Genomic DNA, 26,487 nt, shown 5'->3' on the forward strand with positions numbered 1-26,487 from the left:
ATATGCCTCCGTTCAACTTGCATGTGTTAAGCACGCCGCCAGCGTTCGTCCTGAGCCAGGATCAAACTCTCCATGAATTTCTTTTAAATTGACTGGCTTCCTCTTCGTCTCACCTATTCACTTTACAAGGTCCTGCGCTGCGCCGCTCTCCGTCGCAGTGCCCGAAGATAATACTTGAGAAACGCGAGACTGTCAACACCTACTTATGGATTACTTTTAAGTAGCATAGCAATCCATTTGACTGCAAAAGCTTACATATATTTATTTTCTGTTAGAATTTATCAAGACATATGTTACATAAAATGCTTTTTTATCTTAAAAGATAAGAATATTGAGTTCGACTAAAATATTTCTGTATAAATTATTTTATTCATCGTCCAGTTCAAGAATTCCTTCTTCAATAGCCAATTCGTCCTCTTTTTCAAGAGAATCCTCGTCATCACCTTCTTTGTCTTCTCCGATGACAAAGCCTAATCCTTCAGCTACTTTTGACATAATTTCATTCTTAATCTCTTCCATGAGGTCTGTATGTTCTTCAAGGTATTGGGCTACATTATCTTTTCCCTGGCCTATTGTCTCTCCTTTATAAGCAAGCCATGAACCCTTTCGCTTAACAATTTCAAGGTCAATAGCCATATCAAGCAATGACATTCCCACAGGAACGCCCTTCCCATAAATAAGACTGGCATGGGCAGTTCTGAAGGGAGGAGCCTGCTTGTTCTTTACTACTTTCATCCACAACTCATGCCCTATAGCCTCGTCACCTTTGCTTATAGTCTTTCCACGTTTAACCTCTATACGAACCGAACTATAAAACTTTAGAGCCCGGCCACCTGTAGTCGTTTCCTGGGGGCCACTGCTGTACCCTGTGCTGATCTTTGCCCGCAATTGGTTTATGAAAACAACAACACAGTTACTTTTTGAAATAGCCGATGTCAAACGTCGCAATGCATAAGACATAAGGCGGGCTTGTAAACCAAGCTGACTATCTCCTATTTTCCCATCTATTTCAGCTTGTGGCGTTAAAGCTGCTACAGAGTCAACAACAACTAAATCGACAGCCCCACTGCGCACCAACGTGTCAAGTACGTAAAGAGCTTGTTCTCCGCTATCTGGCTGTGCCACATATAGAGATTGCACATCTACGCCGAGAGAGGCGGCCAATCTTGGATCAAGAGCGTGTTCAGCATCTATAAAAGCTGCTATTCCTCCCGCCTTCTGTGCTTCCGCTATTGCATGAAGAGCGACAGTTGTTTTTCCCGATCCTTCAGGCCCAAAAACTTCAACAATCCGCCCTTTTGGAAGACCCCCTATTCCCAAGGCAACATCAAGAGGAAGTATTCCAGTTGAGATGACTTCCACCTGAATCTTGAGGGGATCCCCCAGACGCATAATGGAACCTTCACCAAACTTTCCACGAATGTCATCTATTGCCTGTTCAAGAATATCTTCCCGTGTTTGTGGATTTTTCTTTTTCGCCATAAAGTAAAAACCTCCCGATTTTTCAGTCCCCAAGGTCTCTTAAACGTTATCTATACCTTAACACTTTAATAAATATGTTTCCAGTGGGGTATAGTTTGCACCTTCAGGACGTAAATCACTTTTCATTAGAGTGATAGATTCTACTTTCCAAACAATATCATGAAACGTATATTTTTTTAATGTCTCTATGAGCTCTGGGGTAATAGACGAATTTGTCCTTATTCGAGCAAGAGTCAGGTGGGGATGAAATGTCTTTTTTTCTTTTTCGAAACCCGTTTTTTCTCCTGCCCTTTCTAAAAGTTCCTCTAAAAAGCAAAGATCCTTCTTTCCTTTATCTACGCCAATCCAAAGAGTTCGTGGTCTTGATAAAGAAGGAAACCCTCCGACACTATTCAAAGAAACTGTGAAAGAGCCAAGAGAAGAGTTCTGAAGTTCTTGTGTTATGAGGGAAGAAAATGAGTTCACCACATCTTCAGGCTGTTCACCACAAAACTTTAAAGTGAGATGAAGAGTTTTTGGATGAACCCATTTTATGTCCGGGAAATTTTTTTTCAAAAAGACAAGCTTGGAAGCCAATATTTTACGATATTGCTCTGGTATATCTACGCAAACGAAGGTCCTCATATGCCTGAGCATCCCTCCTCTTTTAAAGATCTCCACATATGCTCAAGAGCTACAGCCGCTGACCTTTTTCTGACTCTATCACGATCCCCTGAAAAGCATTTTACAAAGGTACGAGTTTTCTGAGAAGTAGCAACTCCAAACCAAACTGTCCCAACCGGCTTCTCCGACGACCCTCCATCAGGCCCTGCTATGCCTGTAACAGAAACAGCTATATCTGTCTTATAAGCTTTTAAAGCCCCCTCGGCCATGGCTGCTGCACATTCAGAGCTCACTGCTCCAAATTGTTCAAGAATATGGACTGGCACAGCAAGAATATTGTGTTTGGCATCATTACTATAACAAACGGCACTTCCACAAAAACAACGAGAAATACCTGGGATATCCGTCAATGCAGCACCAACCATTCCTCCTGTACAAGATTCTGCCGCAGAAAGAGTAATACCTTTGAGTGAAGCTTCATGATAGATAGCCTCTGGAATTGAACGGCAACCGGCAGGAAGACAGTCATGGGGCAGTAAAGAAAGAACATGAGTTCCTACTTCGTTAACAATTTTTTCACTGCCACTGAGTGCCAACTCAATAAGGTTGATTGAAGGAAGAATTGAAATATGCAAATCATTTCTTAATAAGACAGAGGATAAATGATCTTTTAAAAGGCTCTCTGCCCATCCCGTAACAAAAATTGAAAGCCGCGCCCCGTAATCTTGAGCCAATAAGGGAAGAATCTGATCTTCAGCCATGCGCTGAAATTCATCTGGAACTCCCGGAAAGGAAAAAATATTCGTCTGCTTGTAAGGGAAAAAAATACCTAGTGCCGATCCCTTGGAATTATGAACCGACGTCGTTCCTTGGGGAACGGTTCCTTGAGTATCTCTCGACCTTTCAACTGCTTCTCGTTCTGAAGGATTATATCTCTCCACTATTTTGTTATAGGCCTTATGGTCGCAAACCAAAGATACGCCGAGAAAATCTGCAATAGCCTGCCGTGTTTTATCATCATGAGTAGGGCCTAATCCTCCCGAGAGAACAAGCATATCCACAGAACCTGCCCAGCGACCCAAAGCACCGACAATATCTTCCTTTTCATCGGAAACAAATTCTATCTCTTTGATTTGCCACCCTGCATCTGCAAATTTAGAAGCTAACCACGAACAATTTATATCTCTTCGAATTCCACTGAGTAACTCATCACCAATAGCTAAAAGTACTGCCCGTTTCACAACGAATCATCTCCCAAGAAGAAGCTGAAAACCTCCTCCATAATAGAGCCAATGTATTCCCCATAGGATTAGATTTGTTATTATTCCGCCAACAACGTCATCGGCCATAATTCCAAGCCCACCGGGAAATTTTTCAGCGGTAGAAACTGGTATGGGTTTTATAATATCCACAATTCTAAAAAGGAAAAGGGCAGGGAGCCAAAACCCCCTGGGGAGGCAAAACATAGAAATCCATGTTCCGATAACCTCATCAATGACCACTTCTTTCGGGTCATTTTGTTGTGTTTCTTTCGCATATACATCAGCTGCCCAAATACCAAGCAACATCACAGCTATAATGCCCAGCAAGGGCACCGGCAAAAAAACATAAAAAAGGAAGGCCGCTCCTGACCCCACTGTACCAGGCATGGAAGAGAAGAAGCCAAGACCCCCTAAAGTCGCAATATTTCCCGCTATTGAAAGTTTTTGTTTCATTCTTTTATCTCCAAACCCAGAAGGTCGTATTCCTGCGCATCTGTGATTTTAACATTAACAAAGGAGCCTTTCGCTAAATGTGAACCGTTGATAACGCCTACAAGGCCATCAACTTCCGGAGCATCTCTGTATGAACGTCCCCATGCCATATTGTCTTCCATATCGATATTTTCTATCAAGACTGTTAATTCTTTTCCAACAAAAAAGTTCTGTCTTTTCAATGAAATCTCGCTCTGCAATTCCATAAGTCGTGCATAACGCTCTTCTTTAATGTGTTGAGGGATTTGGTCAGGCAATTTAGCAGCAACAGTTCCCTCTTCGGCGCAATATGTAAAGGCACCAACTCTGTCAATTTCCATGTCTTCCATAAAATCAAGAACCTCTTGAAAATGCTTCTCTGTTTCTCCGGGAAAACCAACGATGAATGTTGTCCGCAAAGCAAAAGAAGGATACTCTTTTCTGATATAACCAAATAAATTACGAAGGCTTTCTTCGTTCTCGGTTCTATTCATGGCCTTCAAGATTTCCCCGTCAACATGCTGTATGGGTATATCAAGATAAGGTAAAACTTGTTTCTTCGATGCAATGTAATCCACGAATCTTTCGTCTATTCGTGCTGGATGAAGATATAAAAGACGTAACCATATATCTTTTGGCAATGCCTCTGTCAAAGCATCAAGCAAAGGAACAAGAGACGATTTGCCATAAAGATCTCGTCCGTAAATGGTAAGATCCTGGCCTACGAGACAAATTTCTTTGGCACCTTTTTCTGCAAGCTGGCATGCTTCGTGCGTAAGTTTTTCTATAGGATTACTCCGTGCTCTTCCTCGAATAGAGGGGATAGTACAATACGAACAGAAAGTATCGCACCCTTCTCCTACTTTCAAATATCGAGTCCAAATCTTGGTTTCTGGCAATATTCCTCGTTGCCAAGAAGAGGAAGGTGCACCTCCTAGTTGACGAATAACTGTTTCCCAATCTTCGGCCTGAGCCCAGATATCGACAGAAGGAAATTCTTTCTTCAAATCTTCTCCGTAACGATTGACCAAACAACCAACTACACCAATCCGAAGAAGCTGCCCTTCTTCTTTTAATTTTTCCAGATCCAGAATAACGCCTATATTCTCTTCCACTGCCGGTTGAATAAAGCCACATGTGTTAACAATTGCTACTTCCGCGTCATCTATAGTATCAACAACCTTAAAACCAGCAGATTCCATCATCCCGATAAGGTTTTCGCTATCGACTGAGTTTTTTGCACATCCAAGACTTATAAAATAAATGTTCACTCGCTCACCCTGCCTGTCTTTCCATCAGAAGAATAAAATATATGAACGACACGAGAGCCATCACCAGGGCGACCGAGATCTTCACCTTTCCATGAAACAAGAACATCGCTTGCACGCCCATATGTAACCGTTACTCTCTCTTTTACTTCAAGTGTATAGTTTTTCCCTTTTTTCAAAATTCCTTGGTAGAGGATTCCACTTTGGGAGCGCACACGCACCCAGCACTCACCTTTACTTGTTATATCAAGAACAGGCAATTTTGAAACAGCTTGAGATTCAATATCTTCTTTTTCAGGTTTCTCCGCATTTTCACTAGAAGATTGACCTTCTCCTTGTGACGTTGTCACAAGAGATGCTGCGTCACCGCTCTTTTCAGTAACATCAATAGATGCCCCATCAGAAAGAGGAGAGGTATCTTGGGAAACCACATCGGAAGAGGCAACCACATTATTTCTTTCTCCCAGCATCTTTTCCTCATTTTGTTGGGCTACCTGGTCAACAGAGAAGCCACCTTCTCTCCATGAATACCATACATACCATCCTGTTCCAATTACGGCCAAAATCAATACTACTATTACCCAAAAACGTGATGCTTGGCGAAACCCCTTCGCTGGGGGAGAACATGCGCCAACAACTTTATCCGCCTCTGCATCTTGTTTGTGCATATCATATAGGAGAGGCTTGTAATATTCCCATAAATCATCAGCATCTATTGTTCGTAATACAGTCCGTAAAAAACCCCGAGCATAGACCAACCCCGGCAATTTCTCAAAGCGGCCTTCCTCAATGCTCTCTAAGAATTGAACACGTATTTTCGTCAGATCTGCTACGTCCTGAAGACTTAACTCTAATTCTTCTCTTCTCGTTTTGATAGCTCTACCTAGTTCTTCAAGAGTTATTTGACGTCGTTCCTTTTTCACAGACCGCTGCCCCCCTAACACATTCTCTCAGCTCACGAATCGTTTCAGCAGGGTCAGGAGTTCCAAAGACGGAACTTCCCATAACGACTACATCGCATCCTGAGTTCACTACCTGCTTTATCGTTTCTCTTCCGATCCCTCCGTCCATTTCAATAAGGAAGGAGAGGTTGTGAGCTGCACGATACCTAAAGAGATCTACTGTTTTCTGTAGCGTCTCACCAATAAAAGATTGACCGCCAAATCCTGGATTAACAGACATTACAAGAACTAAATCTACCATCGATAGAATAGGAGAAACCCATTCTATCGGCGTCGCGGGATTAATAGCTACACCTGGCCGGCAACCAAGTTCCCGTATTCGCGAAATTACACGATGGAGATGAGGTGTTGCCTCTACATGAACAGTAAGATAGTCAGTTTTTGTCGCTGCAAAAGCCTCAATAAAATCTTCTGGTGGCTCTACCATCAAGTGCGTATCTATAACAGCAGATGGATATTTTTTTCGGAGGGCCTTTGCCAAACTAGGCCCATAAGACAAATTAGGAACAAAATGACCGTCCATAATATCCAGATGAAGCCAATCATAAGTATCCTCAAGGGAAGCAATACTTTTTTCCATATATAAAACATTGGCAGAAAGAAGGGACGGGGCTACAAGAAAAGACCTCCGTTCTTTCTCTAGCGGTAACGATCCTGCCATACAAATTCACCTCCGAGAAAGATAGTAACTACCCCTTCATCTACATAAGGAGCTTCAAGAGAAATGTACTCTCCACCTTTTACATCACGGTTTAAAAGAACTGTTGTGCCGCGATCATCAACCATTTCAATCTTTAATGGCATTTGTTTAGTAAGTGGAGGCACTTGATACCGTATTTTTGCAATTTTGCTGCCCGCTGGTAAAGGCGCAGGTTTTGTAATGGCCTCTTTTTGAGAAGGCTTCGAAACAGGAGCTACCGTCGATGACTGCTGAGATTGAGGCTTCGAAGACGGCGGCATAACAGGAACGAGCGTTCCTGTTTGCGTTACAGACTTGGGCTTGGAAGCGACCTCCGCCTGACTTTCCGATTGCTTCACAGATACTGACGGAGCAAGCCCGGGAGCAGCAATCTGTAGCTGTTCCGTTTCAGCCTTTTGTTCCGTCACAGTTTTTTTCATGGAAGCTACCTGAAGAATGACCCCTTGTCCCCGTTTCAAAGATGTTCCTACTTTCGGACGAATAGATATAACCATTCCCTCTGGAGAATTTTGAGTGTAGACATATTCTACATTGGCAACAGAAAGCCCCGACTCCTCCACTAGCTTTCTGGCAATTTGTTCCTGACGTTGCAAAACATCAGGAACAGCTATCAAGCCATTCTGAGAAATTTGTCCCTGGCTTACGAGTAAATCAATTTTCCTCGTGCTCTCTACCATGACAGGAGCAGCCGGACTTTGAGCTATAACAGTTCCTGCCGCTCTTGAATCATCATTGACACGTATAATATCTCCAACCTGGAATCCAGCTTCTTCTAACTTTTTAAGAGCCTGAGAATACTCAAGACCTCGCACGTCGGGAAGAGCCAATCTGTTCCCGCCTTTGCTTACTTTCAGCACAACAGTGGTATCTTTTTTCATTCTGGCTCCTGGATCTGGCCATTGAGCTAAAACGGTTCCGCCAGGAAGATTAGATTCTATCTGTTCTACCTTTACTTTAAAACCAATGCGATTTGCCTCATCAACAGCCTCAACAAGAGACATTTCTTTTAATGGTGGTACAGCTATGCCCTTGCCACCCTTCCAGATAGTCAATACGGCCATTCCACCAGAAACTACAATAATAAGAAGAATCAGGACCATGACCCATTTATACATTTTACTCATTTTTAACCCTCCTGAGTTCTTTTCAGGATTGCAGCCATGTAAAATCCGTCAAGCCACGGCAGCTGTGGCCATATATATGTTCCCCACGGCCGTCCCTTACGTAAATATCGTCCTGAAATAGGAAGAGACATTTCCACTAGGCTCTTATCTTCTGCCAATATTTCTGCTATAACCTGCTCGTTTTCCTGCCGCAACAAGCTACATGTAGAGTAGAGGATAATTCCTCCTTGTGCAACAATTTCAACTGCTTTTTTCAAAAGTTTTTCCTGAAGTAATACAAGCTCTTCTAGTTTTTCTTTAGTAAAAATCCATTTTGATTCAGGATGCCTGCTCCACGTTCCACTTCCTGAGCATGGGGCGTCCAAAAAGACTAAATTAGGTGTAGAACGAGGGGTCATCTTAAGAGAATCACCTTGATGTATCGTAACGTTTCGTGCACAAGAAAGACGCTGCATTTCTTTTTTTGAGGCGATGCTTCTTCCCTTTGAAAGTTCCCATGCTTCTATTAAAGTAGAGGGTAATAATGTTGCTATTTGTCCAGTTTTGATTCCTCTGCCAGCACACATATCGAGAATGGAACCTTCTTTCCACAAACGGCGTACCATTTCAGCAACGAGCATAGACGATTCACTCTGCACTGTAACTGTTCCCTCGTTAAAACCTGGGATCTCCGGAGGAAAGGCAAAGGAAGCCGTTCTTACAGAATAGTCGACCAACGGAGAAGGCCAACCGTATATGCGATTTTTTTTCAGGTTCTCCAAAAGATCGGGGATATTTGTCTGAGGCAAAACCCTTAAAGAGGCATAAGGGCGTACACGAAACAGATTAATCAGTTTAGAGGCTTCACCCTGACCGAAAGCATCTTTCCATTGGTAAGCAACCCAAAGAGGGATTCCCCCAAAGAGAGCTTTATCTTGAAAAGAAGTGCTCCTGTGAATTTCTTCCATGACTATATGTCCACGCTCTTCCACTCTATGAAGAACAGCATTAACTATACGAGACTCGTTCTGTTGGCCTTTTCTTTTTACTTCGTCAACCAAGGCACTTACAAGCACCTGAGGAGAAAAATGTTTCAATTCTAAAATCCCCGCTGTACCGACAACCAGAGCGTGACGTGTCGGCCAAGAAAGAGAATCGAAAGGATGGCGTAAAAAAGTTTCACTGATTTTTCTCCAAAGTGTTTGACGTCGAAGAACTGCATAGATAAGGGTTGAAGCTAATATTCTATCGCCTTCCGTCATATGATTTGACACGCGACGAAGAGATTCGCTAGCAAATCGCCCTTTTGAAACGTCTGTTAATACATGTAAAGCTGCTTCTATTCCTCTCATGAAAAAAGAACCTCCGGTTCAAGCACTTGGGATTTTTGTCGCGTTCGAATAAAAAGCTGCGTCGGGCCATATACATACATCCCGCCCAAGCTCTTATGAGCAGATCGTACCTCTATACCCGATATTTCAAGACTTCGAACGTTAGAATCTGTAGTAATATATCGTTGAGCAAGTGAGCTTGTCATTGGCCCCAATATATGAGCAATGAACAAAGCTATTACAACATTTAGCACACTCAAAGATCCTGTAGATAAAAGCAATAGGATGAACAACAGAGAAGAGAGTGTATTGACAACAACAACTGTCGTGCCACACCGAGGATGAATCGCCAACGACGACTCCCCACGTTTCATTCGCTCAAGAGCCTCCTGGGCAGCATAGAGAGCTACTGAGGGTTCTACCAACCCTTTCAAAGAAAAGCCATCTTCATATGACATTCCTTCAATATTGCACCGTCCCAAAGACTCTTCAAGAACATGTATTGCCCCGTGCTCTAAAGCGTGATTTTTCCGCACTTTTTTATTAAATAACACTCGAAAAAGCTGTGTAGGACCAACAATAAGCCACATAAAAGAACTCGCGGCAAAGCCTAACGGTAAAAGGATGAGGAAAAAAACAACAAAAAAGAGTAATGCAACCAACCCTGCCCACGGAGCAATAAAAAACATGAGTAGTAAAAGTAAAAAAGGCATAAAAACCATCCTCTTATTAAAATAAAAAGTGAGGCAGCATTATCGCCACCCCACCATCATATCGCACCTTTTGCAGGGACGAAAGCCACTAATCGCGATTACCAAACATTCCACGAAGAAGTAAGAGACGAGCTAATTGTGCAAAAGCCATGACGGCTGCGGCGACATATGTTAAGGCTGCGGCGTTTAAAACAGCCTTTGCTCCACCAACTTCGTCGGAACCAAGAATTCCCGTATCACCGAGAAGCTTCAGGGCTCTCGAACTTGCGTCGAATTCCACCGGAAGAGTAACGAGATGGAATATTATTACTCCCACAAAGAGGAGAATACCCACGTCCATAAGAAGCGGTCCTCTAAAAAGCAACCCCAAGAAGAAAAGTGGGAAAGCCAGTGACGAACCAATTCCAACTACTGGGACTACAGCATTACGAAACTTCAAAGGAGCATAATTTTTCTGATGCTGCACTGCATGTCCAACTTCGTGAGCGGCAACACCTATAGCAGCAATACTCGTGCTGTTATAGACTCCTTCCGATAAGTGTAATGTTTTATCTCGAGGATCGTAATGATCCGTAAGTTGTCCCGCTACCCTTTGAATGGGCACATTGTACATTCCAAACTGATCAAGGAGTGCTCGAGCCGCCTGAGCTCCCGTTACTCCCTTTCGTGAAAGAACACGGCTATATTCCGAATAGGCTGTTTTAACCTTCATCTGAGCCCAAAAGGCCAGAATTACTGCTGGAATCAGCAAAACAAAAGTAGGATCGAAAAACAACGGAAACACGCCATCACCTCCAACACTATGGCATTTTAGTTTATTTTATAGAAATATTATTTTTATACATCCGTATTTTACACGGTTGGAGGATAAAGAGCAATATTGGTCAAATTACTTAGAGTAATAATCGGCTATTGAAGAAACAATATATCTTTGCTCCTCTTCCGTCAGCTCTGGGAAAATAGGTAACGCAAGACATTCATGGCTTAACTTTTCTGCAATAGGGAAATCCCCTTCTTTATAATTCAACGAGCCGAAACACTTTTGAAGATGAAGGCAAAGCGGATAGTATACACGCGTCGTTATTCCCTTCGTTGCGAGATAAGAAGAAACGCCATCACGATCAGAAACTCTCGGAACATACTGATGATAAATATGATAATTTCCTTCTAATTCTTCTGGAGCATCTACTTTATCGAGAAGGTCATATTCAGCAAAAAGCGTCTTATACCGATCTGCAACAAGACGTCGTTCCTCGTTCCATTCATCCAAATGATGCAGTTTAACTCTTAAAACAGCTGCTTGTATAGCATCAAGACGGCTGTTAAGTCCCACCTCTTCGTGTATATATGTTGTTCCTGCCCCGTGTACTCTGAGTTTTTTCAGACGTTCAGCCAGTTCTCCATCCGAACTTACAACCATGCCACCGTCTCCATATCCTCCCAAGTTTTTAGTGGGGAAGAATGAATAACAACCTATAGTCCCCCAAGCGCCAGCTCGTCTTATTCCCCCATTGGCCTTTCTCCAAGCTCCAAAAGCTTGAGCAGCATCCTCTATTACAGCAATTCCCTTTCCTTTCAATTCTTCCTCTATCTCTTCAAGAGGAACCATTTGTCCAAAAAGATGAACCGGGATAAGGGCTTTTGTCTTAGACGTAATTTTCTCGCGAACCTGATTGAGGTCAAGATTATAGGTTCGCGGATCTATATCTACAAAAACAGGGACAGCTCCAAGTCGAGTTATACAGCTTACTGTAGCAAAAAAGGAATAAGGGGTCGTTATTACTTCATCCCCTTCTTTTATATCTAAAGCCATAAGAGCAAGATAGAGGGCATCACTTCCCGACGCACAACCAATAGCAGTTGCCCCCTCAAGATAACTGGAGACTTCATCTTCAAAATTCTTCACAGCAGGGCCAAGAATAAAGTATTGGCTCTCCAAAACTTCATTTATGGCTTCTCGCACCTCATCTTTAATACGAGCATAATTTCTAGTAAGATCAAGTGTTGGTATTTTCATTTCCATATTATATTTCCTCCTCAAATACAAACTTATAAAAGGCATTATGACAAAAAAGCCCCTTCTCTGCTATATATCTTCACATGATCCCATGTATTTTTGGCAAAAAAAAGAGGCTGGATTGCTCCAGCCTTTCTCATCTTAAAAATATTGAAGTAAAGTTTTACTCTTCTCTTGCTCTTCGTAAACCTTCAATAGCATCTTGAAGATGGGCTCTTAAAAGTTTTACACATTTTTCAGAATCGTGATGACGAAGCGCCACTAAAATTTCTCTATGAGCATCAATGCTGGGCATCGTCTCAAGCTGATAAAATGGATCATAAAATACTACATAAGCATTTGTGCGAGCCAAAATATTTTCTACATATTCGGATAAAACTTTATTACCGCTTGCGTCGGCAATAGCTTTATGGAAGGCTTCATTGACCTCAAGATACTTTTCAAGGTCTTTTTCTTCTATGGCTCGACCCTCTTCTATCATCGCCTCTTCCAGGCGGCGAAGATGTCTGTCTCCAATCCTCTCAGCAGCAAGCTTGATTGCTAAAGTCTCCAACTGGTCTCGTACCAAAAAGGTATCCTCTATCTCTCGCGCTGTAGGTGCAGCAAGACGAGCTCCACTATTAGGGATAATAATAACCAGACCCTCGCTCGCTAATCTTCGTAGCGCCTCGCGGACAGGAGTACGGCTGACCCCCATCTGAACAGCAATATTCACCTCCGGAAGTCTCTGCCCTGGTTTTAACTGCTTTGTTATGATTTTGTGACGTAATTCCTGATAGGCATAGTCAGCAGAGGTTGTATATAATCTCGCTTCTCGCATTTAAAAATTCCTCCTTGATTCAAGTAAACAATTTTAATTGTATAAGAGTCTGTCTTTTGCATAAATAACTTTAACATACGTCATACGGCTCTACAAGATGTAAAAATGGTAAAATACGCTAAAAATAAAAAAATAACTGAATTGATCTCATTATACAGCATACCTAATAACGCATACAATAGGAGGTCTCCCATGAGACAATGTGTATTGTTACTCTCTTTTGCAACTATTATTTGTTATGGATATGCCCTTGCCGGGCTTGGAGGTTTTTTTCTTGGAAAAGGAAACGTCTTATACATCGGTCTCGGACTGCCAGGAGGTACAGTATGTGGCATTTTAGCCATATGGCTGTGGAAAAAGTATTTACATGCCCTTCAAGAAGAAAATGACCTCTATAAAAACGCTCACAAATAGACTGAAGGACGTAAAAAAGAACCCCATGCATCATAGAGACATTGAACAACACAGTTCATATGTTCACTCGAAACACCGCAAACAGACAAGCGGACAGCTTCGACTCGTTTCTCATCTAAAGAAAAAACATTTCCAGGAGTTACGAGAACTCCGTGGTGGCAGGCTTTTTGTGCTGCATCCCACCCATCAAGACCTGGCAAATGAAGCCAGAGATAAATTCCTCCGTCAGGTATCGTAAAAAAAGATGTCGGTAGTATCGCCGATAAAGCGGAACCTAAAGCTTTCATTCGAGATTCCATAATACCCCGAGCCGATTCGAGGGCTGATTCAAGCCCTTTATTTTCTATAAATTTCTGCACTATAAACTGATCAAGCGAGGATACAGGCCCCCATTTACTTGCTTGGAGAGAAAGAAAAACTTCCATCAATCGATCTGGAATAAGAGCATATCCCAATCTCAATCCAGGAAACAAGACCTGACTGAAAGACCCAAGATAGAGTACTCTCTCTGAATTTTCCATAGCCTTGAGAGCCGAGACACTTGCCTCACCATAACGTAATTCCCCGTAAGCATCATCTTCCAATATCCAAAATCCATTTTGGGAACTCGCCTGCAAAATCATCTGCCGAACTGCAACAGAAATGGTCTTTCCCGTAGGGTTTTGAAAACTGGGAACCAAATATAACACATCAGATCCAGACAGGCATTCATACCACGTTTCAGTTATTTCTTCAAGAGGCGGCAGCACTTCAATACATACCCCTTCAGAATGAGCAATCATTACAGCGTCAGGGTAGGTCAATTTTTCCACCCACATTTTTCGTATACCAATATTTTTTAGGGCTTCAATAGAAAGAGCCAAACCGTGGCGTCCCCCTGCAGTGACAAAAACATCTTTCCAAGATGCAGGGATTCCCCTTGATGCGCTGTGTTCAACTAAAACTTGTCTAAGAGAGTTAAGTCCAGCATGTGGTGCTTCACATAAAGCATTATGTCCCCAAAAAGCAAGAACATCCCGTGCAATACGTGATAAGTCTAAAGAAGGAATAAGATCTGCAGAAGGTCGAACTGTATCTAGATTCCAATATGTATCGGTTTCTTCTTCTATGCTCTCTTTCTCTATCACTTTTGGGGTGACATATGTTCCACTTCTCCCACGCTCTATAACATAGCCATAGTCAGATAAAAGCGAGTACGCCTCTGTGACTGTAACCCTTCCGACACCAAGATCTTTAGCTAATTTTCTAGACCCCGGCAATTTCAAACCTGCCGGTAAGGCTCCTTTTTCTATCATTTTTTTAAGATGAAAAGCTATTTGCCGATATAAAGGTGTTTCAGATTCGTGATCAAGAGGAATTTCGATCATTATATTTACCCCTTTTAAAAAATGTATTTATTTCAACAAAACATTATAGCTAATTAAAATGCGAAATTGTTACGTTGCAAAAAAAGAACATTCAACAGATACTATCAAGAGATATGATCAATTACATAAATACGGAGTGAGATAAAATGAAATATGAGAAAAATTCATATTTTTCCCATGACGTGTCAAAAGATGTTTCTTTAAAAGATACAGATTTATTGTACCGTCAACTTTTTTACAGAATTTTTAACCCGCTCGCTTTATATAAAGTTAACTACGACGCGAAAGGAAAGGCAACCAGCGTTGTTTTTCTCGATATCAACCCTGCATATGAACGTGTAATGGGGGTCAAAAGACAAAATATTATCGGGCGGTCTTTTAGCGAAGTCTGGGGGGCTTCAGAAAAGGAATGGCACGATATAGTTTTACAAGTTGCAAAAACAGGAAAATCAACTCATTACGAAGGACTTAGTCCAGCGACAGGAAAGTATCTTCATGCTTTGGCGTTCAGCCCACTGGAACGTCAAGTAGCTGTGATCTTCCTTGATCTAACAGAATGGAAACGCTCAGAAGATGCCTTGCAACGAAGTGAAGCACGACTTATAGAGTACAGGGAAGAACTTAGAAACCTGGCAGCACAACTTTCGCTAACAGAAGAAGCTACGCGCCGCAAATTTGCAACAGACCTTCATGACCGTGTGGGGTATTCTTTGGCAACTATTATGCATCGCCTTGAAAAGTTAAGCAAAGAAGCTCCCAGTGAATCTTTTAAAAAAGAGATAGAAAATACAATGGGAATGCTCAGTGATGTTATTCAGGATACTAGAGCAATGACTTTCGAGATAAGTTCCCCTATTCTCTATGAAGTAGGTCTTGAGGCCGCCCTGGAATCTCTCACCGAACAACTTCTACGTCCGCGAAACATTACTTATGATTTTAAGCAAAACGGCATTCCAAGCCATACAATAGATAAGAATATCAGTATCTTACTCTATCAAATGACTCGTGAACTTCTCATAAATGTAATCAAGCACTCAGAAGCAAGTCATGTATCAGTACGTGTCTATCGGGGACAAAAAAGAGTGCGAGTTGTTGTCGAAGATAACGGAAAAGGGTTTAAAAAACAAAACGAACCACACTGGGGGAAATGGTCTGGCTATGGCCTTTTTAGTATTCGCGAGAGGCTTCACACTATAGACGGTTCAATTCAAATCATCTCTGAACCTGAAAAAGGAACAACCATTTCTCTTGTTGCACCAACACATATGGAGATTCGTAAGGGGGCATTCGCATGAATAAGAAAATACGCATCCTTCTCGCCGACGATCATAAAATTTTTCTCGATGGACTGAAAGATTTACTCATAAAAGAAGAAAATTTCAGCGTCATTGCCATTGCTGAAAATGGCCTGGAAGTTTTGGAGCTTATCCCCCAAAGCCAACCCGATATTATCATCATGGATGTGACAATGCCAGGCCTCAACGGTATCGAAGCAACACGTATAATATCGAAAAAGTACCCTAATATAAAGATTATTGCACTATCTATGCACTCAGATAAACGAATTATTTCAGAAATTTTAAGTGCAGGTGCACGAGGCTATATCTTAAAGGAGTGCAGCATTTCAGAGTTCGTACAAGGCATTAAGACTGTTATGGAAGAAAATGTCTACCTTACTCCTAAAGTTTCAACTATACTGCTTGAAGATTATTTACGTCTTCGCAATGAAGCCTTCCACCCACAAGAAAATAAGCTTTCTCCTCGGGAAGCAGAAGTTTTGAAGCTCTTAGTAGAAGGCAAAAATACGAAAAAAATTGCTTCTGAATTATCTATTAGTAAAAACACTGTCGACACTCACAGAAGAAATATTATGGATAAACTTGGTTGTGCAAACATGGCGGAACTTACCCGATACGCTCTCCGAGAGGGACTTGTCGACTTAGACGAAGACCTATAGTGTTTTTTGTGAATAGGAAATCATACTTTTACTTATAGCGTCTAACACCTTCTTCTTTTTATACTTAGCCTGCGAAAACAAAAAAATAGTTTGTTTTCGTCTTCGCAAGTGAAAACGAAAACAAGTTCAAAGAAGGCGGAAGGAGGTGTAACTATGGCTCCATTTGAAGGCAAAAAGTTTGTACTTCTTGGTGAAAGAGACGGTATAGCCGGTCCTGTTATGGAAACAATTCTCAAATCCATAGGATGTGAGGTTGTTTTTTCTGTAACTGAATGCTTCGTTTGAACCGCAGCAGGTGCAATGGATTTGCAAAATCAACAGCGAGTTAAAGATGCCGCAGATAAATTTGGTCCAGAAAACGTAGTCGTTGTTCTTGGAAGTTCCGATGCAGAAGGCGCTGAAATTTACGCTGAAACTGTTACCGCTGGAGATCCTACATTTGCAGGTCCATTAGCAGGAGTCCCGTTGGGACTCGCAGTTTTTCACATTTTTGATCCCCTATTTAAAGACAAAATTGATCAGGCTGTATGGGAAGAACAGCTTGGCATGATGGAAATGGTACTGGACGTCGATGCTCTCGTCGAAGCTGTTAAAGGCATGCGAGAAGAACATAGCCAGTATCCTTTATAGGTCTGTTGTGTTCCGGCAACAGATCTTTTGTTGCTGGAACTTTACGGCTCGATAAGAGCTACTCCCAAAAGTGAAAGGAAGCGTGACTCGATGAAACTCGAGATCGGAAAGTTTTTTGTGAAAGATATCGTTTTCGGAGACGAAACAGCTTACAACAACGGTATTCTCACTATAAATAAAGAAGAAGCGTTGCAAGTCGTTATGGAAGACAGCCACATGACCGAAGCCGATCTTCATATCGTCCGTCCAGGAGATGAAGTTCGTCTTGTACCTGTAAAAGATGCCTTTGAGATGCGTTGCAAAGTCTCTGGAAGTGAAGGAGTTTACCCTGGTTGCACATCTCCTGTTGCTCCAGTAGGTTTTGGTCGCACGCATGCCTTGGCTGGTTGTTCTCTCCTTGTTGTAGGAAAGCACTGGGGCTCATTCCAGGATGGCCTTATCGATATGAGCGGTCCCGCACAGAGAAATACCATTTACGGTTTGATGCCTAACCTCGTTCTCGTTGGTGACACAGATGAAGAGTTCGAGCGTCGCGAGCAGCAGAAGAAAAACAAAGCTCTTCGCTGGGCTGGTATGAGACTCTCTGAGTATGTCGGCCGCTGTGTAAAAGATATGACACCTGAAAGCATTGAAACATGGGATCTTGAACCAGTTAACAGAAGAACTTCCGAAGTACAGCAATTACCTTCAGTTGTGTACGTAGCTCAGCCTCAAACGCAGATGGAAGCCATGGGATACAACACTCTTGTTTACGGTTGGGATGGAAACCATATGCTCCCCACCTTTATGCATCCCAATGAAATTTTAGACGGAGCTGTCGTCTCTGGAAGTTTCATGCCTGTATCATCAAAAATCTCTACCTATGAATGGGTTAACAATCCAACAGTTAAGCGTCTTATGAAGGAACATGGAAAAACTATCAACTTCCTAGGCGTCATTATGTCAAACCTTAATGTTGTTATGGAAGAAAAAATTCGTTCAGCCAATATGGTAGCACGTATGGCATTAAACCTTGGTGCTGATGGGGCAATCGTAGCTGAAGAAGGATATGGAAACCCCGACGTAGACTATATTCAGACAATAGTTGAGCTTGAAAACGTCGGGATAAAAACAGTCGGACTCTCCAACGAGTGTACAGGTCGAGATGGAGCCTCTCAGCCCCTCGTTGCCCTTGATGAAAAGGCTACAGCCCTCGTATCATCAGGAAACGTTTCTCAGATTCATGAACTTCCTCCGATGAAAACAGTTCTCGGAGAACTTGAATCTCTTGCACGTGACGGACTTTCTGGTGGATGGGAAGGATGCGTTCGAGAAGACGGGTCCATAATCATGGAGAATAACGCTATGTTCTGCGCTGATCATATCAGTGGATTCTCCGTAAAAACCTGTGCAGACTTCTAGGAGAGGTGAATTCCTGATGAAAAAAACTATCCATTATATAAATCAGTTTTTTGGACAAATAGGCGGCGAAGACAAGGCTGATTTTGAACCTGTTATTCATGAAGGAACAGTAGGTCCCAGCCTGTTATTAGATCAGAGCATGAAAGAAGTTTCAGTAACTCATACAGTGATCTGCGGAGATAACTTCATGGCATCTCACCCAGAAGAAGCTGTTTCCAGAATTCTCAGCATGCTTGAAGGCCTTGAATTTGACATGTTTATAGCTGGTCCAGCATTCCTTGCTGGTCGTTATGGAACAGCCTGCGGAACAATATGCAAAGCTGTACAGGAAAAATTCAACGTGCCCGTATTCAGTTCCATGAATGTTGAGAACCCTGGAGTAGAAATGTTTAAAGGACATCTTTATATCTTTGAAGGTGGACGAAGAGCGACCTACATGAAACAGGATATAGAAAAGCTTGCCTCTTTTGCAGATAAAATTGCAAAGGGTGAAAAGATTCTTCCTGCTTCTATAGAGGGCTATTTCCCCCGTGGAATACGTCACGAAGTCTTCCTTGAAGATTTAGGCCTTGAGCCTAAGATGGCAGCGGATAGAGCTGTCGACATGCTCGTCAAAAAACTTACAGGGCAAGAGTTTATAACAGAACTTCCTATTCCAAAGCAGGATCGAGTAGACATTGCTCCTGCCGTAGCAGATCTTCGAAAGGTTAAAATTGCTCTCGTTACTTCTGGCGGTATCGTTCCTCGAGAGAACCCTGATCATATTCAGTCTTGCTCTGCAACAAAATGGGGCGAATATGATGTTTCCAAGCTTGATAGACTACCTGCCCCAGAATATAAAACCATACATGCCGGGTATGACCCTGAGCAGGCAGATAAAAATCCTAACGTAGTTGTTCCCCTTGATGCTATTCGCGCATATCAAAAAGAAGGTCGTATAGGTGAAGTCGATGATTACTTCTATACAACTGTAGGGACAGGAACAACACAGGGTGAAGCTGCACGTATGGGTAAAGAAATAGCAGAAAAGCTCAAAGAAAGAGGCGTAAGTGCTGTTATTCTGACATCCACCTGAGGAACCTGTACTCGTTGCGGGTCAACGATGGCAAAAGAAATTGAAAGAGCAGGTCTTCCAGTCGTAGTTATGTGTAACCTCGTAAATATTGCTAAAACTGTTGGAGTCAACCGTATCGTTCCTACAGTTTCGGTTCCTTATCCTCTCGGCAATCCAGCTCTTCTTCCTGAAGATGAGTGGAAGCTACGATATCATCGAGTAGGAGTGGCACTGGGCGCTCTCGAAACTGATATTTCTGATCAGACTGTATTTCCAGTTAAAATCTAGCTTCTAATAACAATGAGGAGGGCAATAAACTCGCCCCCCTCATTGTATATAAAATGGCAGAGAGGTGTCGTGAAATGAATAACGAATCAAAAAACAATTCTGTCTACATTATTTCTATGATATTTACTTTAATCATTGTTGCCTGGGGACTTTTTTCTCCGTCAACTTTTGATTCTGCAGCTAAAGGACTTTTCAACTTCCTCATTCAAGATTTTGGATGGGGATACATGTTGGCTATGAGCATTTTCGTAGTTTTCCCCATCTGCCTTGCTTGCAGCCGTTTTGGAAAATTAAAATTAGGACCAGATGATTCTAAACCTGAATTCAGTACAATTTCGTGGTTCGCTATGCTTTTTTCCGCAGGAATGGGTATTGGCCTTGTATTTTATGGTGTAGGTGAACCTGTCTTTCACTTTCTCAATCCTCCTTTCGGAGCAGAACCAGGCTCAGTAAAAGCAGCAACTGATGCCATGAGGATTTCTTTTTTCCACTGGGGTCTTCACCCATGGGCCAACTATAGCGTTATCGCTCTTCCTCTGGCCTATTTCCAATTTAGAAAGAATGCACCAGGACTCATCAGCAGTCTCTTCCTTCCCGTTTTGGGAGAAGAGGGTGTTCGGGGCCCTATTGGTAAAGCCATAGATATTCTCGCAATTTTCGCTACAGTAGCAGGTATTGCCACATCGTTAGGTCTTGGCGTACTCCAAATTAATAGTGGTTTAAAATATCTCTTCGGCATTCCCCAAACGATTATGGTTCAGTTTATCATTATTCTCGTTTTAGGAATTTTATACACGGGTTCCGCCATATCTGGACTGGAAAAGGGTATTAAGCTTATATCTAATCTCAATCTTTTCATTGCCTGTTTGCTTGCGGTAAGCCTCTTCTTGCTCGGACCAACTATTGCCATTATAGAATCTCTCTTAACTGGTATAGGCGAATATCTCGCTAATGTTATTCCAGAAAGCTTTGTTATGGCACCATATGGTGGCGGCTATAAAGAGTGGATGGGTGGTTGGACACTCTTCTACTGGGCATGGTGGATAGCCTGGGCTCCTTTTGTAGGCTCCTTCATAGCTCGCATATCAAAAGGAAGAACGATCCGTGAATTTGTAACAGGTGTTCTCATAGTGCCAGCTCTCGGAAGTTTTACATGGTTTGCCATTTTTGGCACGTCCGGACTTCACTTGGAATTAAGTGGAATAGCTCAAATTGCATCAAAGGTCAGTGCGGATATTTCCACTGGAGTTTTTGAAATGTACAGCCATTACCCTCTTGGAATGGTTATGTCGATTATTATGGTCGTCCTCATTTCTACTTTCTTTATTACATCTGCAAACTCAGCAACATTTGTACTTTCAATGTACTCTACCCGAGGAAACCTCAATCCTCCCAAATCGAAAATGGGAATTTGGGGAGTTCTTCAGGCAGCTCTTGCCTTTGTTCTTCTTATGACTGGAGGTTTGAAAGCGCTACAAATAGCGTCTATAGCTGCAGCCGCTCCTTTTGCCATCATCATGGTTCTTGCCTGTTACTCTCTTGTTAAGGCATTAAAGAAGGATGAAGAAGAAGAAAAAATAGTGCAGATTTAAAGTTTGATTCCCCCCCGAAAAAGAAACGGGTCCTTTCAAAGGGCCCGTTTCTTTATATACTCTTCTCTTTCTAGATACTTCGTATAACTGAATGTGCAACGTGAGGAAAAAGGTCATAAACCATTTCATATTTTTCATGTACATTCCTCAATGCTTCAAGGCTTAAAATCCATACGTCAAGTGGACGAGCCGGACCGATAAGGCTTTCTTCCATAGGATCAAGAATTTTATGCAAGGATAAGGCTTCCTCTTCAGTATCAACTATCCAAATAATCCAATTCAGAGAATCCTGGTCAGCAGAATCCAGATCTACATATCCGGGGATGTACATGCGACGTTGATTAAGAAGAAAAAGGTGAACCTTTCCTATTGTTTCAATATAAGAATCGACATGTTCAAAAGGTTTCGGTGCCTGGAAGCAAAAAAATTTATCTGCATTGACAAGGCCTAACACGTCATTCGGATGTTTAGGATAGTGCATATAATAAGCAAAATCGTAACGCCCCAATAGAAGAAGATCGACATAGAAAAAACTGCTCGGCACATTATTAAGTTTATGCCATTCTTTAATTTCTTCTAGTGTGCGAGGAGTCTTTTCTCTCGCCTTGACACCAGAGAGAGAAAAGTCTTCCTTCATCTTTTTAACAAGAGGGTGAGAATCGTATGTCCAGACAATATGTGATGATTCGTTCACGAAAAAATCCTTACCTGAAAGAGCTGGGGAATATTCAAGGTGAAGGCCCAAATGATAATCTTTCGCCCCCCACCGCGCAACAAAACTACGATCAAGCAAGCTCTGAAATGTTGTACGCCATAAAAAATACTTTTGTGCGGCTTCATCTAAAGATTCCTCTACCGGCACAGTTTCGCAAAACCATTGAGAGGAAAGAGTTTTAAAAACATCAATTCCTTTTGCAGATAAAAAATAACGATCAGTATTTTTATCCAAAAGCCCCTCTACATGGAGGCGACCAAGGCTTTCAGGGTCTTCTCCTGCTAAAAAAACGCTCTCTTCATTCCAACAAGGATGAAGATGATCAAAAAGTAACAGGACCATTTCGTCACTCATACCCTATCAACTCCTTCTTCTCTCTTTTTCCAAAATGCCTTTCCTCATGTATTATTATGCAAGAAAACGATTGTTTATTAAAGGAGATTAGGATATGAACTTTTCAATTGGGCAAAAAGCAGATCTTCTTATTTTCGATGTAGATGGAGTTCTCATCGATACATCCCTTTCATACCCATTTGTCGCTCAAGATAGCGTACATTGGGTCTGGAAAAATATTCTTAATCATTCCATTGACAGTAACGGTTTCACAATGGATCACTTTTACGCAGCAAAACAACACCCTTCTTTTAATGACGATTACGACATTGCATGGGTTTTTTTATGTATAACGCTGACAAAAGAAAGAGAGAATCTTGCCGATTCCGCCCCTACTCTTTTAGAGTGGAAACAACTTTTGAAAACATGCAAAGGAAGTAACGTTAAGGAATGGGTTGAAAAAAGTTTCGGAGAAAGAGTTTCTCGTCTCATGGTTCGCAGGATCTGTGAAGAATTCTATTATGGGAAAGAAGAGATGCAGACAATTACGGGAGAAAAATGCCTCTTTGTAACTTCATCTCAAGGGTACTGGAAGAGAGAAACACCAATGCTCAACTATCATTGGAAAGAATTACCCCTGCCATCTGCTATTTATACAGGCAGGCCGGAAGGCGAAATGAAGTTGGCCCTTTCATTATTAGGATGGGAGGATTTTCCCAAAGACCGCATTATAACGCCAGAATCTGGCATCACAAAACCTTCCCCCAAAGGGTTAGAAAAGCTCTGCTCCCTTTTTAAAGCTTCGTATCCTCTTTATTTTGGTGATGCAGAAAGTGACAGAAGAAGTTTTCAAGCTTTTGGAAAGGGAGCGTTTATAGCTATTGGTAATACTCTTTCTGATCATGATTTGAGATTTGAAACTACATCTCAAGCACTTGCTTCTCTCTTTGATTCGTCAAAACAGTTTTGAGACGAGAAGCCATAGCTGCCATATCTTCAGAGTAACATCCTGTCAGAACTTCTTGAAGACTGACAATGGATGTTCCGCGTTTTTGAACAGCCATACCGGCTGCCATATTCGCAAAAAGGCATGCTTCTTCTATGGGGAATTGTCCGCCAATAGTAAGGGAAAGCGCAGCTGCTACAGTATCACCAGCGCCAGATACATCGTAGACTTCCATTGAAAGAGCAGGTAAATGAAAGGTTTTATCCACACCAGCATAGGTCATTCCGTCACTTCCCTGAGTAATAAGGATACCTTCAAGAGATAAAGCCTGTCTCAGTTCCTGAGCTCCCTGCTCTACATCTTCCTGATGTAAAAGGTCCCGACCTACGAGTCGGCCTGCCTCAGAAAGATTGGGAGTCATGAGTGACGCTCCCATAAAACGATGGATATGAGGAGGTTTGGGATCAACTATAACCGGTATATGGCGGGATTGCCCCCACGATATAAGTTTTCTCGCCAAGGTGGACGTTATTGCCCCTTTTGCATAGTCTGAAAGAACAAGTACTGTAGGTAACGGGGATATGTTATCAAGGGAGGTCAAAATGCCTTCTTCTTCTTTTCGTGTCAACGAAACCTTACGTTCCCGATCAATCCGAACAACTTGCTGATTAAGAGCTAATACTCGCGTCTTTACTATTGTCGGAACTTCTGTTCTTTTCAAAGAGCACTCTACGTTAACACCCTTTTCCTTCACAACATCTAAAAGGATACTTCCCGCATGGTCAGCTCCGACAGGACAAACTAGTGTTGCCTTCCCTCCAAGTGCAACTATATTCGAAGCTACATTCGCAGCTCCTCCTGCTCTGTACTCGTCATTTCCCACTACAACGACAGGAACAGGAGCTTCTGGGGAGAGACGAGAAGCCCCTCCCCAAATATAATGATCAAGCATAGCATCGCCAATAACAACTACATGTACATTCCGCAAAAGTTCTGATAAAAAATCAAATGACTCCATTTATTATCCTTCTCTCAGTTTTCTCCTCAAAACTTTTCCTAAACTGTTACGAGGAAAATCTTCTACAAACTCATAAAGACGAGGAACCTTGTAATGGGCAAGCTGTTTTCTGCAATATGCCATCAACTCTTTTGTCGTAACAGCAGGATCGTCTCGTATAATAAACGCCTTAACAATCTGACCGCTTATAGAGTGAGGAATACCTACTACAGCCGACTCCTTTATGCCGGGATAGTTATTCAGAATTTCTTCAACTTCCTGAGGGTAAACATTGAATCCTCCTACGATGATAATATCGCTTACTCTATCAATAATAGTTATATACCCTTCATCATCAATACGGACTAAATCTCCTGTATTAAACCAACCCTCGTGAAATTTCTGAGACGTATTTTCAGGATCTCTGAAATATTCTCTAACTACTGAATTCCCCTTCAACCAGAGAATGCCCTCTTTTCCTTCTGAGATAACATTGTTATTTTCATCCCGCAATTCATATTCAAAACCTGGCAATAGTGTTCCTACCGTACCTATTTTTCGCCTCGTAACATCGGGATTTACAGCAACCACAGGAGAACATTCCGTTAATCCGTAGCCCTCCATAACATTAACCCCGAAATATTCTTTAACGCGAGCATCAAGAGCCACTGGGAAACGGTCCCCACCACTCACTATCGTAGAAACATGTTTAGGCACGTTACCATTCGTTCGTACTGCTGCAGCTACTAATAAAGCAATCATAGCCGGTACAGCAACTATGAAATTAACTTTCGCAGCAGAAATAGCCTTTAATGTTCTATCTGGAGGCATAAAAGATGGAACAATCGCTTGACGTGCACCTTTTAAAAGAGGCAAAAGTCCGCTTGTTGAATATCCTAGAGTGTGGAAATTAGGTAAAGCATTGAGCAGTACGCATTCGTCAGCTTCAAAAGCAGAAAAATGAAGAGCTGCCGCTTCCACATTGCTGTAAATATTCTCGTGACTCAAAGGAACCGCTTTGGGTAAACCTGTTGTACCTGAAGTATAAAATAAGACAGCTACATCATCATTGGAGGGAGTCTGACACACTCCCTTAAAAGAAGGCATTTGTCCATCTATATTTGCAGGAATCACTGGAATTTGCGTCTTTTGCAAAGTTTCCATATCCAAAGGAATAGAATCTGGTACAACAATAACGAAGGGTTCTGCATGCTTTATGCTCCGTTTAAGAGATTGCGGCCCTGCTAACATATTCAGGGGAACAATTGCTCCCCCCAGATGCCAGCATGCGACGGAAAGAGCCAAGAGAAGGGGACAATTAGGAAGCAATGTTACAATTCTCTGGCCAGAACTAAAACCTGATTCTGTGAGAATTTTTTCAACAGATGACGTAATATCATAAAAACGTTTTCTACTCCACCATTCGTCTTTCCACCATATATAATCTCTGTCCGGAGCTTCGAGGCAAAGATTACCAACAACATCACTCAAATTTTTCCCCATTTAATAAAGCCTCCCCCTATACCCGGTTGTATGTGTGTTTAACGTTTTCTTAATGTAAGCCAGTGAACAACAGCTTCTATGCAACTCCAAAGCTCAAGTACAACGTGGGAGACAGCCCCATACCCTATTTCCCACCCTGTTTGAGACGTCTCTTTTAATGATTCTGCATCAATACAACTCCATAACCCCTTCTCCAAGGAATCTTGGGATGATATAGATAGATAAGGAACAGAATATCCCCTTGCTTTTCCTCCTCTATCAAAGAAAATTCCTCGAGTAAAGGCATTAATATGATATTTTAAAGACTCTCTCTGGGACATATTAAAATTATACTTGCTTTCAAAATCGAAAAGTGAGAGACCTTCATAAGAACGATCTTGAGAAAGAGCAAAGCGACTGCCAAAAAGAGGAGCCGCTCCTGTAAGGGGCCATAGTTTGCTTCCTGATAACGTGATAAAGTGAATGGCGGGAATCCCAGTCCGTACGATTGGCTCCCGCCAATTCAAAGATAAATGGGCTCACCCTGTCCAATAGTAGTGGCGGAATGGAAGTTGCGGC

The 26,487-nt window shown here is 42.1% G+C and carries 26 protein-coding genes and 1 rRNA gene; 8 read left to right on the top strand and 19 right to left on the bottom strand.

The genetic code is table 11. The features are described from left to right. The 14 genes from VB083_RS11480 to VB083_RS11545 all read right to left on the bottom strand — a co-directional run. A 16S ribosomal RNA gene (locus VB083_RS11480) occupies positions 1–77 on the bottom strand; the annotation flags it as partial. 289 nt (positions 78–366) lie between these two features. Next, positions 367–1,482 carry a recombinase RecA gene (recA, locus tag VB083_RS11485; protein WP_213691793.1) on the bottom strand — a complete coding sequence of 372 codons (1,116 nt, stop codon included), beginning with the start codon at positions 1,480–1,482 and terminating at the stop codon, positions 367–369. Positions 1,483–1,539: 57 nt separating this feature from the next. Next, positions 1,540–2,106: an RNA 2',3'-cyclic phosphodiesterase gene (gene thpR / locus VB083_RS11490; protein ID WP_213691794.1), complete on the bottom strand. Its 567-nt coding sequence runs from the start codon at positions 2,104–2,106 to the stop codon at positions 1,540–1,542. Continuing rightward, positions 2,103–3,326: a CinA family nicotinamide mononucleotide deamidase-related protein gene (locus VB083_RS11495; RefSeq protein ID WP_213691795.1), complete on the bottom strand. Its 1,224-nt coding sequence runs from the start codon at positions 3,324–3,326 to the stop codon at positions 2,103–2,105. The genes thpR and VB083_RS11495 overlap by 4 nt, the downstream gene beginning before the upstream one ends. 6 nt (positions 3,327–3,332) lie before the next feature. Continuing rightward, complete coding sequence (locus tag VB083_RS11500) at positions 3,333–3,800, bottom strand: phosphatidylglycerophosphatase A (protein ID WP_213691796.1); 468 nt, start codon at positions 3,798–3,800, stop codon at positions 3,333–3,335. Next, complete coding sequence (rimO, locus tag VB083_RS11505) at positions 3,797–5,089, bottom strand: 30S ribosomal protein S12 methylthiotransferase RimO (RefSeq protein ID WP_213691797.1); 1,293 nt, start codon at positions 5,087–5,089, stop codon at positions 3,797–3,799. The genes VB083_RS11500 and rimO overlap by 4 nt, the downstream gene beginning before the upstream one ends. Beyond that, complete coding sequence (locus tag VB083_RS11510; protein WP_213691798.1) at positions 5,086–6,009, bottom strand: RodZ domain-containing protein; 924 nt, start codon at positions 6,007–6,009, stop codon at positions 5,086–5,088. The genes rimO and VB083_RS11510 overlap by 4 nt, the downstream gene beginning before the upstream one ends. Continuing rightward, positions 5,978–6,709: a ribulose-phosphate 3-epimerase gene (gene rpe / locus VB083_RS11515; RefSeq protein ID WP_213691799.1), complete on the bottom strand. Its 732-nt coding sequence runs from the start codon at positions 6,707–6,709 to the stop codon at positions 5,978–5,980. Before rpe ends, VB083_RS11510 begins: the two co-directional genes overlap by 32 nt. Further along, positions 6,688–7,872 (bottom strand): PASTA domain-containing protein, encoded by a 1,185-nt coding sequence (locus VB083_RS11520; protein WP_213691800.1) that lies wholly within the window; start codon positions 7,870–7,872, stop codon positions 6,688–6,690. The genes rpe and VB083_RS11520 overlap by 22 nt, the downstream gene beginning before the upstream one ends. Positions 7,873–7,874: 2 nt before the next feature. Then, positions 7,875–9,203, bottom strand: a complete 1,329-nt coding sequence (locus VB083_RS11525) for an RsmB/NOP family class I SAM-dependent RNA methyltransferase (protein WP_323402072.1) — start codon at positions 9,201–9,203, stop codon at positions 7,875–7,877. Beyond that, complete coding sequence (locus VB083_RS11530; protein ID WP_213691802.1) at positions 9,200–9,895, bottom strand: DUF6391 domain-containing protein; 696 nt, start codon at positions 9,893–9,895, stop codon at positions 9,200–9,202. The genes VB083_RS11525 and VB083_RS11530 overlap by 4 nt, the downstream gene beginning before the upstream one ends. A gap of 88 nt (positions 9,896–9,983) precedes the next feature. After that, positions 9,984–10,679: a zinc metallopeptidase gene (locus VB083_RS11535; protein ID WP_213691803.1), complete on the bottom strand. Its 696-nt coding sequence runs from the start codon at positions 10,677–10,679 to the stop codon at positions 9,984–9,986. Positions 10,680–10,784: 105 nt separating this feature from the next. Then, complete coding sequence (locus VB083_RS11540; RefSeq protein ID WP_323402073.1) at positions 10,785–11,918, bottom strand: DegT/DnrJ/EryC1/StrS family aminotransferase; 1,134 nt, start codon at positions 11,916–11,918, stop codon at positions 10,785–10,787. A 157-nt stretch (positions 11,919–12,075) separates the two neighbouring features. Then, positions 12,076–12,732 (bottom strand): GntR family transcriptional regulator, encoded by a 657-nt coding sequence (locus VB083_RS11545; protein ID WP_213691805.1) that lies wholly within the window; start codon positions 12,730–12,732, stop codon positions 12,076–12,078. Positions 12,733–12,924: 192 nt separating this feature from the next. On the opposite strand from VB083_RS11545, the gene VB083_RS11550 reads away from it, so the two are divergent. After that, positions 12,925–13,146, top strand: a complete 222-nt coding sequence (locus VB083_RS11550) for a hypothetical protein (protein ID WP_213691806.1) — start codon at positions 12,925–12,927, stop codon at positions 13,144–13,146. Here the strand turns inward: VB083_RS11550 and VB083_RS11555 are convergent. Further along, positions 13,137–14,513 (bottom strand): PLP-dependent aminotransferase family protein, encoded by a 1,377-nt coding sequence (locus VB083_RS11555; RefSeq protein WP_323402074.1) that lies wholly within the window; start codon positions 14,511–14,513, stop codon positions 13,137–13,139. The genes VB083_RS11550 and VB083_RS11555 overlap by 10 nt on opposite strands. 146 nt (positions 14,514–14,659) lie before the next feature. Here VB083_RS11555 and VB083_RS11560 point away from each other — a divergent pair, with 146 nt between their 5' ends. The 6 genes from VB083_RS11560 to VB083_RS11585 all read left to right on the top strand — a co-directional run bounded on the left by VB083_RS11560 (position 14,660) and on the right by VB083_RS11585 (position 21,435). Next, positions 14,660–15,808 carry an ATP-binding protein gene (locus VB083_RS11560; protein WP_323402075.1) on the top strand — a complete coding sequence of 383 codons (1,149 nt, stop codon included), beginning with the start codon at positions 14,660–14,662 and terminating at the stop codon, positions 15,806–15,808. Further along, complete coding sequence (locus VB083_RS11565) at positions 15,805–16,470, top strand: response regulator (protein WP_213691809.1); 666 nt, start codon at positions 15,805–15,807, stop codon at positions 16,468–16,470. The genes VB083_RS11560 and VB083_RS11565 overlap by 4 nt, the downstream gene beginning before the upstream one ends. Before the next feature lie 153 nt (positions 16,471–16,623). Further along, positions 16,624–17,100, top strand: a complete 477-nt coding sequence (gene grdA / locus VB083_RS11570; protein ID WP_213691810.1) for a glycine/sarcosine/betaine reductase complex selenoprotein A — start codon at positions 16,624–16,626, stop codon at positions 17,098–17,100. 90 nt (positions 17,101–17,190) lie between these two features. Next, positions 17,191–18,501, top strand: coding sequence for a glycine/sarcosine/betaine reductase component B subunit (locus VB083_RS11575; RefSeq protein ID WP_213701366.1), 1,311 nt, complete (start codon positions 17,191–17,193; stop codon positions 18,499–18,501). A gap of 16 nt (positions 18,502–18,517) precedes the next feature. Continuing rightward, positions 18,518–19,843 (top strand): glycine/betaine/sarcosine/D-proline family reductase selenoprotein B, encoded by a 1,326-nt coding sequence (locus VB083_RS11580; protein WP_307879547.1) that lies wholly within the window; start codon positions 18,518–18,520, stop codon positions 19,841–19,843. A 74-nt stretch (positions 19,844–19,917) separates the two neighbouring features. Beyond that, positions 19,918–21,435 carry a glycine betaine uptake BCCT transporter gene (locus VB083_RS11585; protein ID WP_307879548.1) on the top strand — a complete coding sequence of 506 codons (1,518 nt, stop codon included), beginning with the start codon at positions 19,918–19,920 and terminating at the stop codon, positions 21,433–21,435. A gap of 70 nt (positions 21,436–21,505) precedes the next feature. On the opposite strand, the gene VB083_RS11590 is transcribed toward VB083_RS11585, so the two are convergent. After that, entirely contained in the window at positions 21,506–22,504 is a 999-nt protein-coding gene (locus VB083_RS11590) for a hypothetical protein (RefSeq protein WP_307879549.1), read from the bottom strand. 94 nt (positions 22,505–22,598) lie between these two features. On the opposite strand from VB083_RS11590, the gene VB083_RS11595 reads away from it, so the two are divergent. Continuing rightward, a complete protein-coding gene (locus tag VB083_RS11595) occupies positions 22,599–23,453 on the top strand; it encodes an HAD family hydrolase (RefSeq protein ID WP_213691815.1) in 855 nt (284 codons plus the stop codon). Here VB083_RS11595 and VB083_RS11600 read toward each other — a convergent pair. From VB083_RS11600 to VB083_RS11610, 3 genes are read right to left on the bottom strand one after another with little or no spacing between them, the layout of a single operon-like run. After that, positions 23,404–24,447, bottom strand: a complete 1,044-nt coding sequence (locus tag VB083_RS11600) for a bifunctional heptose 7-phosphate kinase/heptose 1-phosphate adenyltransferase (protein WP_213691816.1) — start codon at positions 24,445–24,447, stop codon at positions 23,404–23,406. The two genes, VB083_RS11595 and VB083_RS11600, sit on opposite strands and share 50 nt — an antisense overlap. 3 nt (positions 24,448–24,450) lie before the next feature. After that, positions 24,451–25,929 (bottom strand): AMP-binding protein, encoded by a 1,479-nt coding sequence (locus VB083_RS11605; protein ID WP_213691817.1) that lies wholly within the window; start codon positions 25,927–25,929, stop codon positions 24,451–24,453. Between the two features lie 38 nt (positions 25,930–25,967). Beyond that, positions 25,968–26,435 carry a hypothetical protein gene (locus VB083_RS11610; protein ID WP_323402076.1) on the bottom strand — a complete coding sequence of 156 codons (468 nt, stop codon included), beginning with the start codon at positions 26,433–26,435 and terminating at the stop codon, positions 25,968–25,970. Between the last annotated feature and the right edge of the window lie 52 nt (positions 26,436–26,487).

The organism is Aminobacterium sp., assembly GCF_034926885.1.
Lineage (GTDB): Bacteria > Synergistota > Synergistia > Synergistales > Aminobacteriaceae > Aminobacterium.

Bases quoted from the DNA above. Each gene is read 5' to 3' on its own strand.
- VB083_RS11590 (WP_307879549.1), bottom strand. From the start codon at position 22,504: ATGAGTGACGAAATGGTCCTGTTACTTTTTGATCATCTTCATCCTTGT.
- VB083_RS11600 (WP_213691816.1), bottom strand. From the start codon at position 24,447: ATGGAGTCATTTGATTTTTTATCAGAACTTTTGCGGAATGTACATGTA.
- VB083_RS11545 (WP_213691805.1), bottom strand. From the start codon at position 12,732: ATGCGAGAAGCGAGATTATATACAACCTCTGCTGACTATGCCTATCAG.
- VB083_RS11585 (WP_307879548.1), top strand. From the start codon at position 19,918: ATGAATAACGAATCAAAAAACAATTCTGTCTACATTATTTCTATGATA.
- VB083_RS11550 (WP_213691806.1), top strand. From the start codon at position 12,925: ATGAGACAATGTGTATTGTTACTCTCTTTTGCAACTATTATTTGTTAT.
- rpe (WP_213691799.1), bottom strand. From the start codon at position 6,709: ATGGCAGGATCGTTACCGCTAGAGAAAGAACGGAGGTCTTTTCTTGTA.
- VB083_RS11530 (WP_213691802.1), bottom strand. From the start codon at position 9,895: ATGCCTTTTTTACTTTTACTACTCATGTTTTTTATTGCTCCGTGGGCA.
- VB083_RS11575 (WP_213701366.1), top strand. From the start codon at position 17,191: ATGAAACTCGAGATCGGAAAGTTTTTTGTGAAAGATATCGTTTTCGGA.
- VB083_RS11555 (WP_323402074.1), bottom strand. From the start codon at position 14,513: ATGATCGAAATTCCTCTTGATCACGAATCTGAAACACCTTTATATCGG.
- VB083_RS11560 (WP_323402075.1), top strand. From the start codon at position 14,660: ATGAAATATGAGAAAAATTCATATTTTTCCCATGACGTGTCAAAAGAT.
- VB083_RS11595 (WP_213691815.1), top strand. From the start codon at position 22,599: ATGAACTTTTCAATTGGGCAAAAAGCAGATCTTCTTATTTTCGATGTA.
- VB083_RS11565 (WP_213691809.1), top strand. From the start codon at position 15,805: ATGAATAAGAAAATACGCATCCTTCTCGCCGACGATCATAAAATTTTT.
- VB083_RS11525 (WP_323402072.1), bottom strand. From the start codon at position 9,203: ATGAGAGGAATAGAAGCAGCTTTACATGTATTAACAGACGTTTCAAAA.
- VB083_RS11605 (WP_213691817.1), bottom strand. From the start codon at position 25,929: ATGGGGAAAAATTTGAGTGATGTTGTTGGTAATCTTTGCCTCGAAGCT.
- recA (WP_213691793.1), bottom strand. From the start codon at position 1,482: ATGGCGAAAAAGAAAAATCCACAAACACGGGAAGATATTCTTGAACAG.
- thpR (WP_213691794.1), bottom strand. From the start codon at position 2,106: ATGAGGACCTTCGTTTGCGTAGATATACCAGAGCAATATCGTAAAATA.
- VB083_RS11540 (WP_323402073.1), bottom strand. From the start codon at position 11,918: ATGGAAATGAAAATACCAACACTTGATCTTACTAGAAATTATGCTCGT.
- VB083_RS11500 (WP_213691796.1), bottom strand. From the start codon at position 3,800: ATGAAACAAAAACTTTCAATAGCGGGAAATATTGCGACTTTAGGGGGT.
- VB083_RS11520 (WP_213691800.1), bottom strand. From the start codon at position 7,872: ATGAGTAAAATGTATAAATGGGTCATGGTCCTGATTCTTCTTATTATT.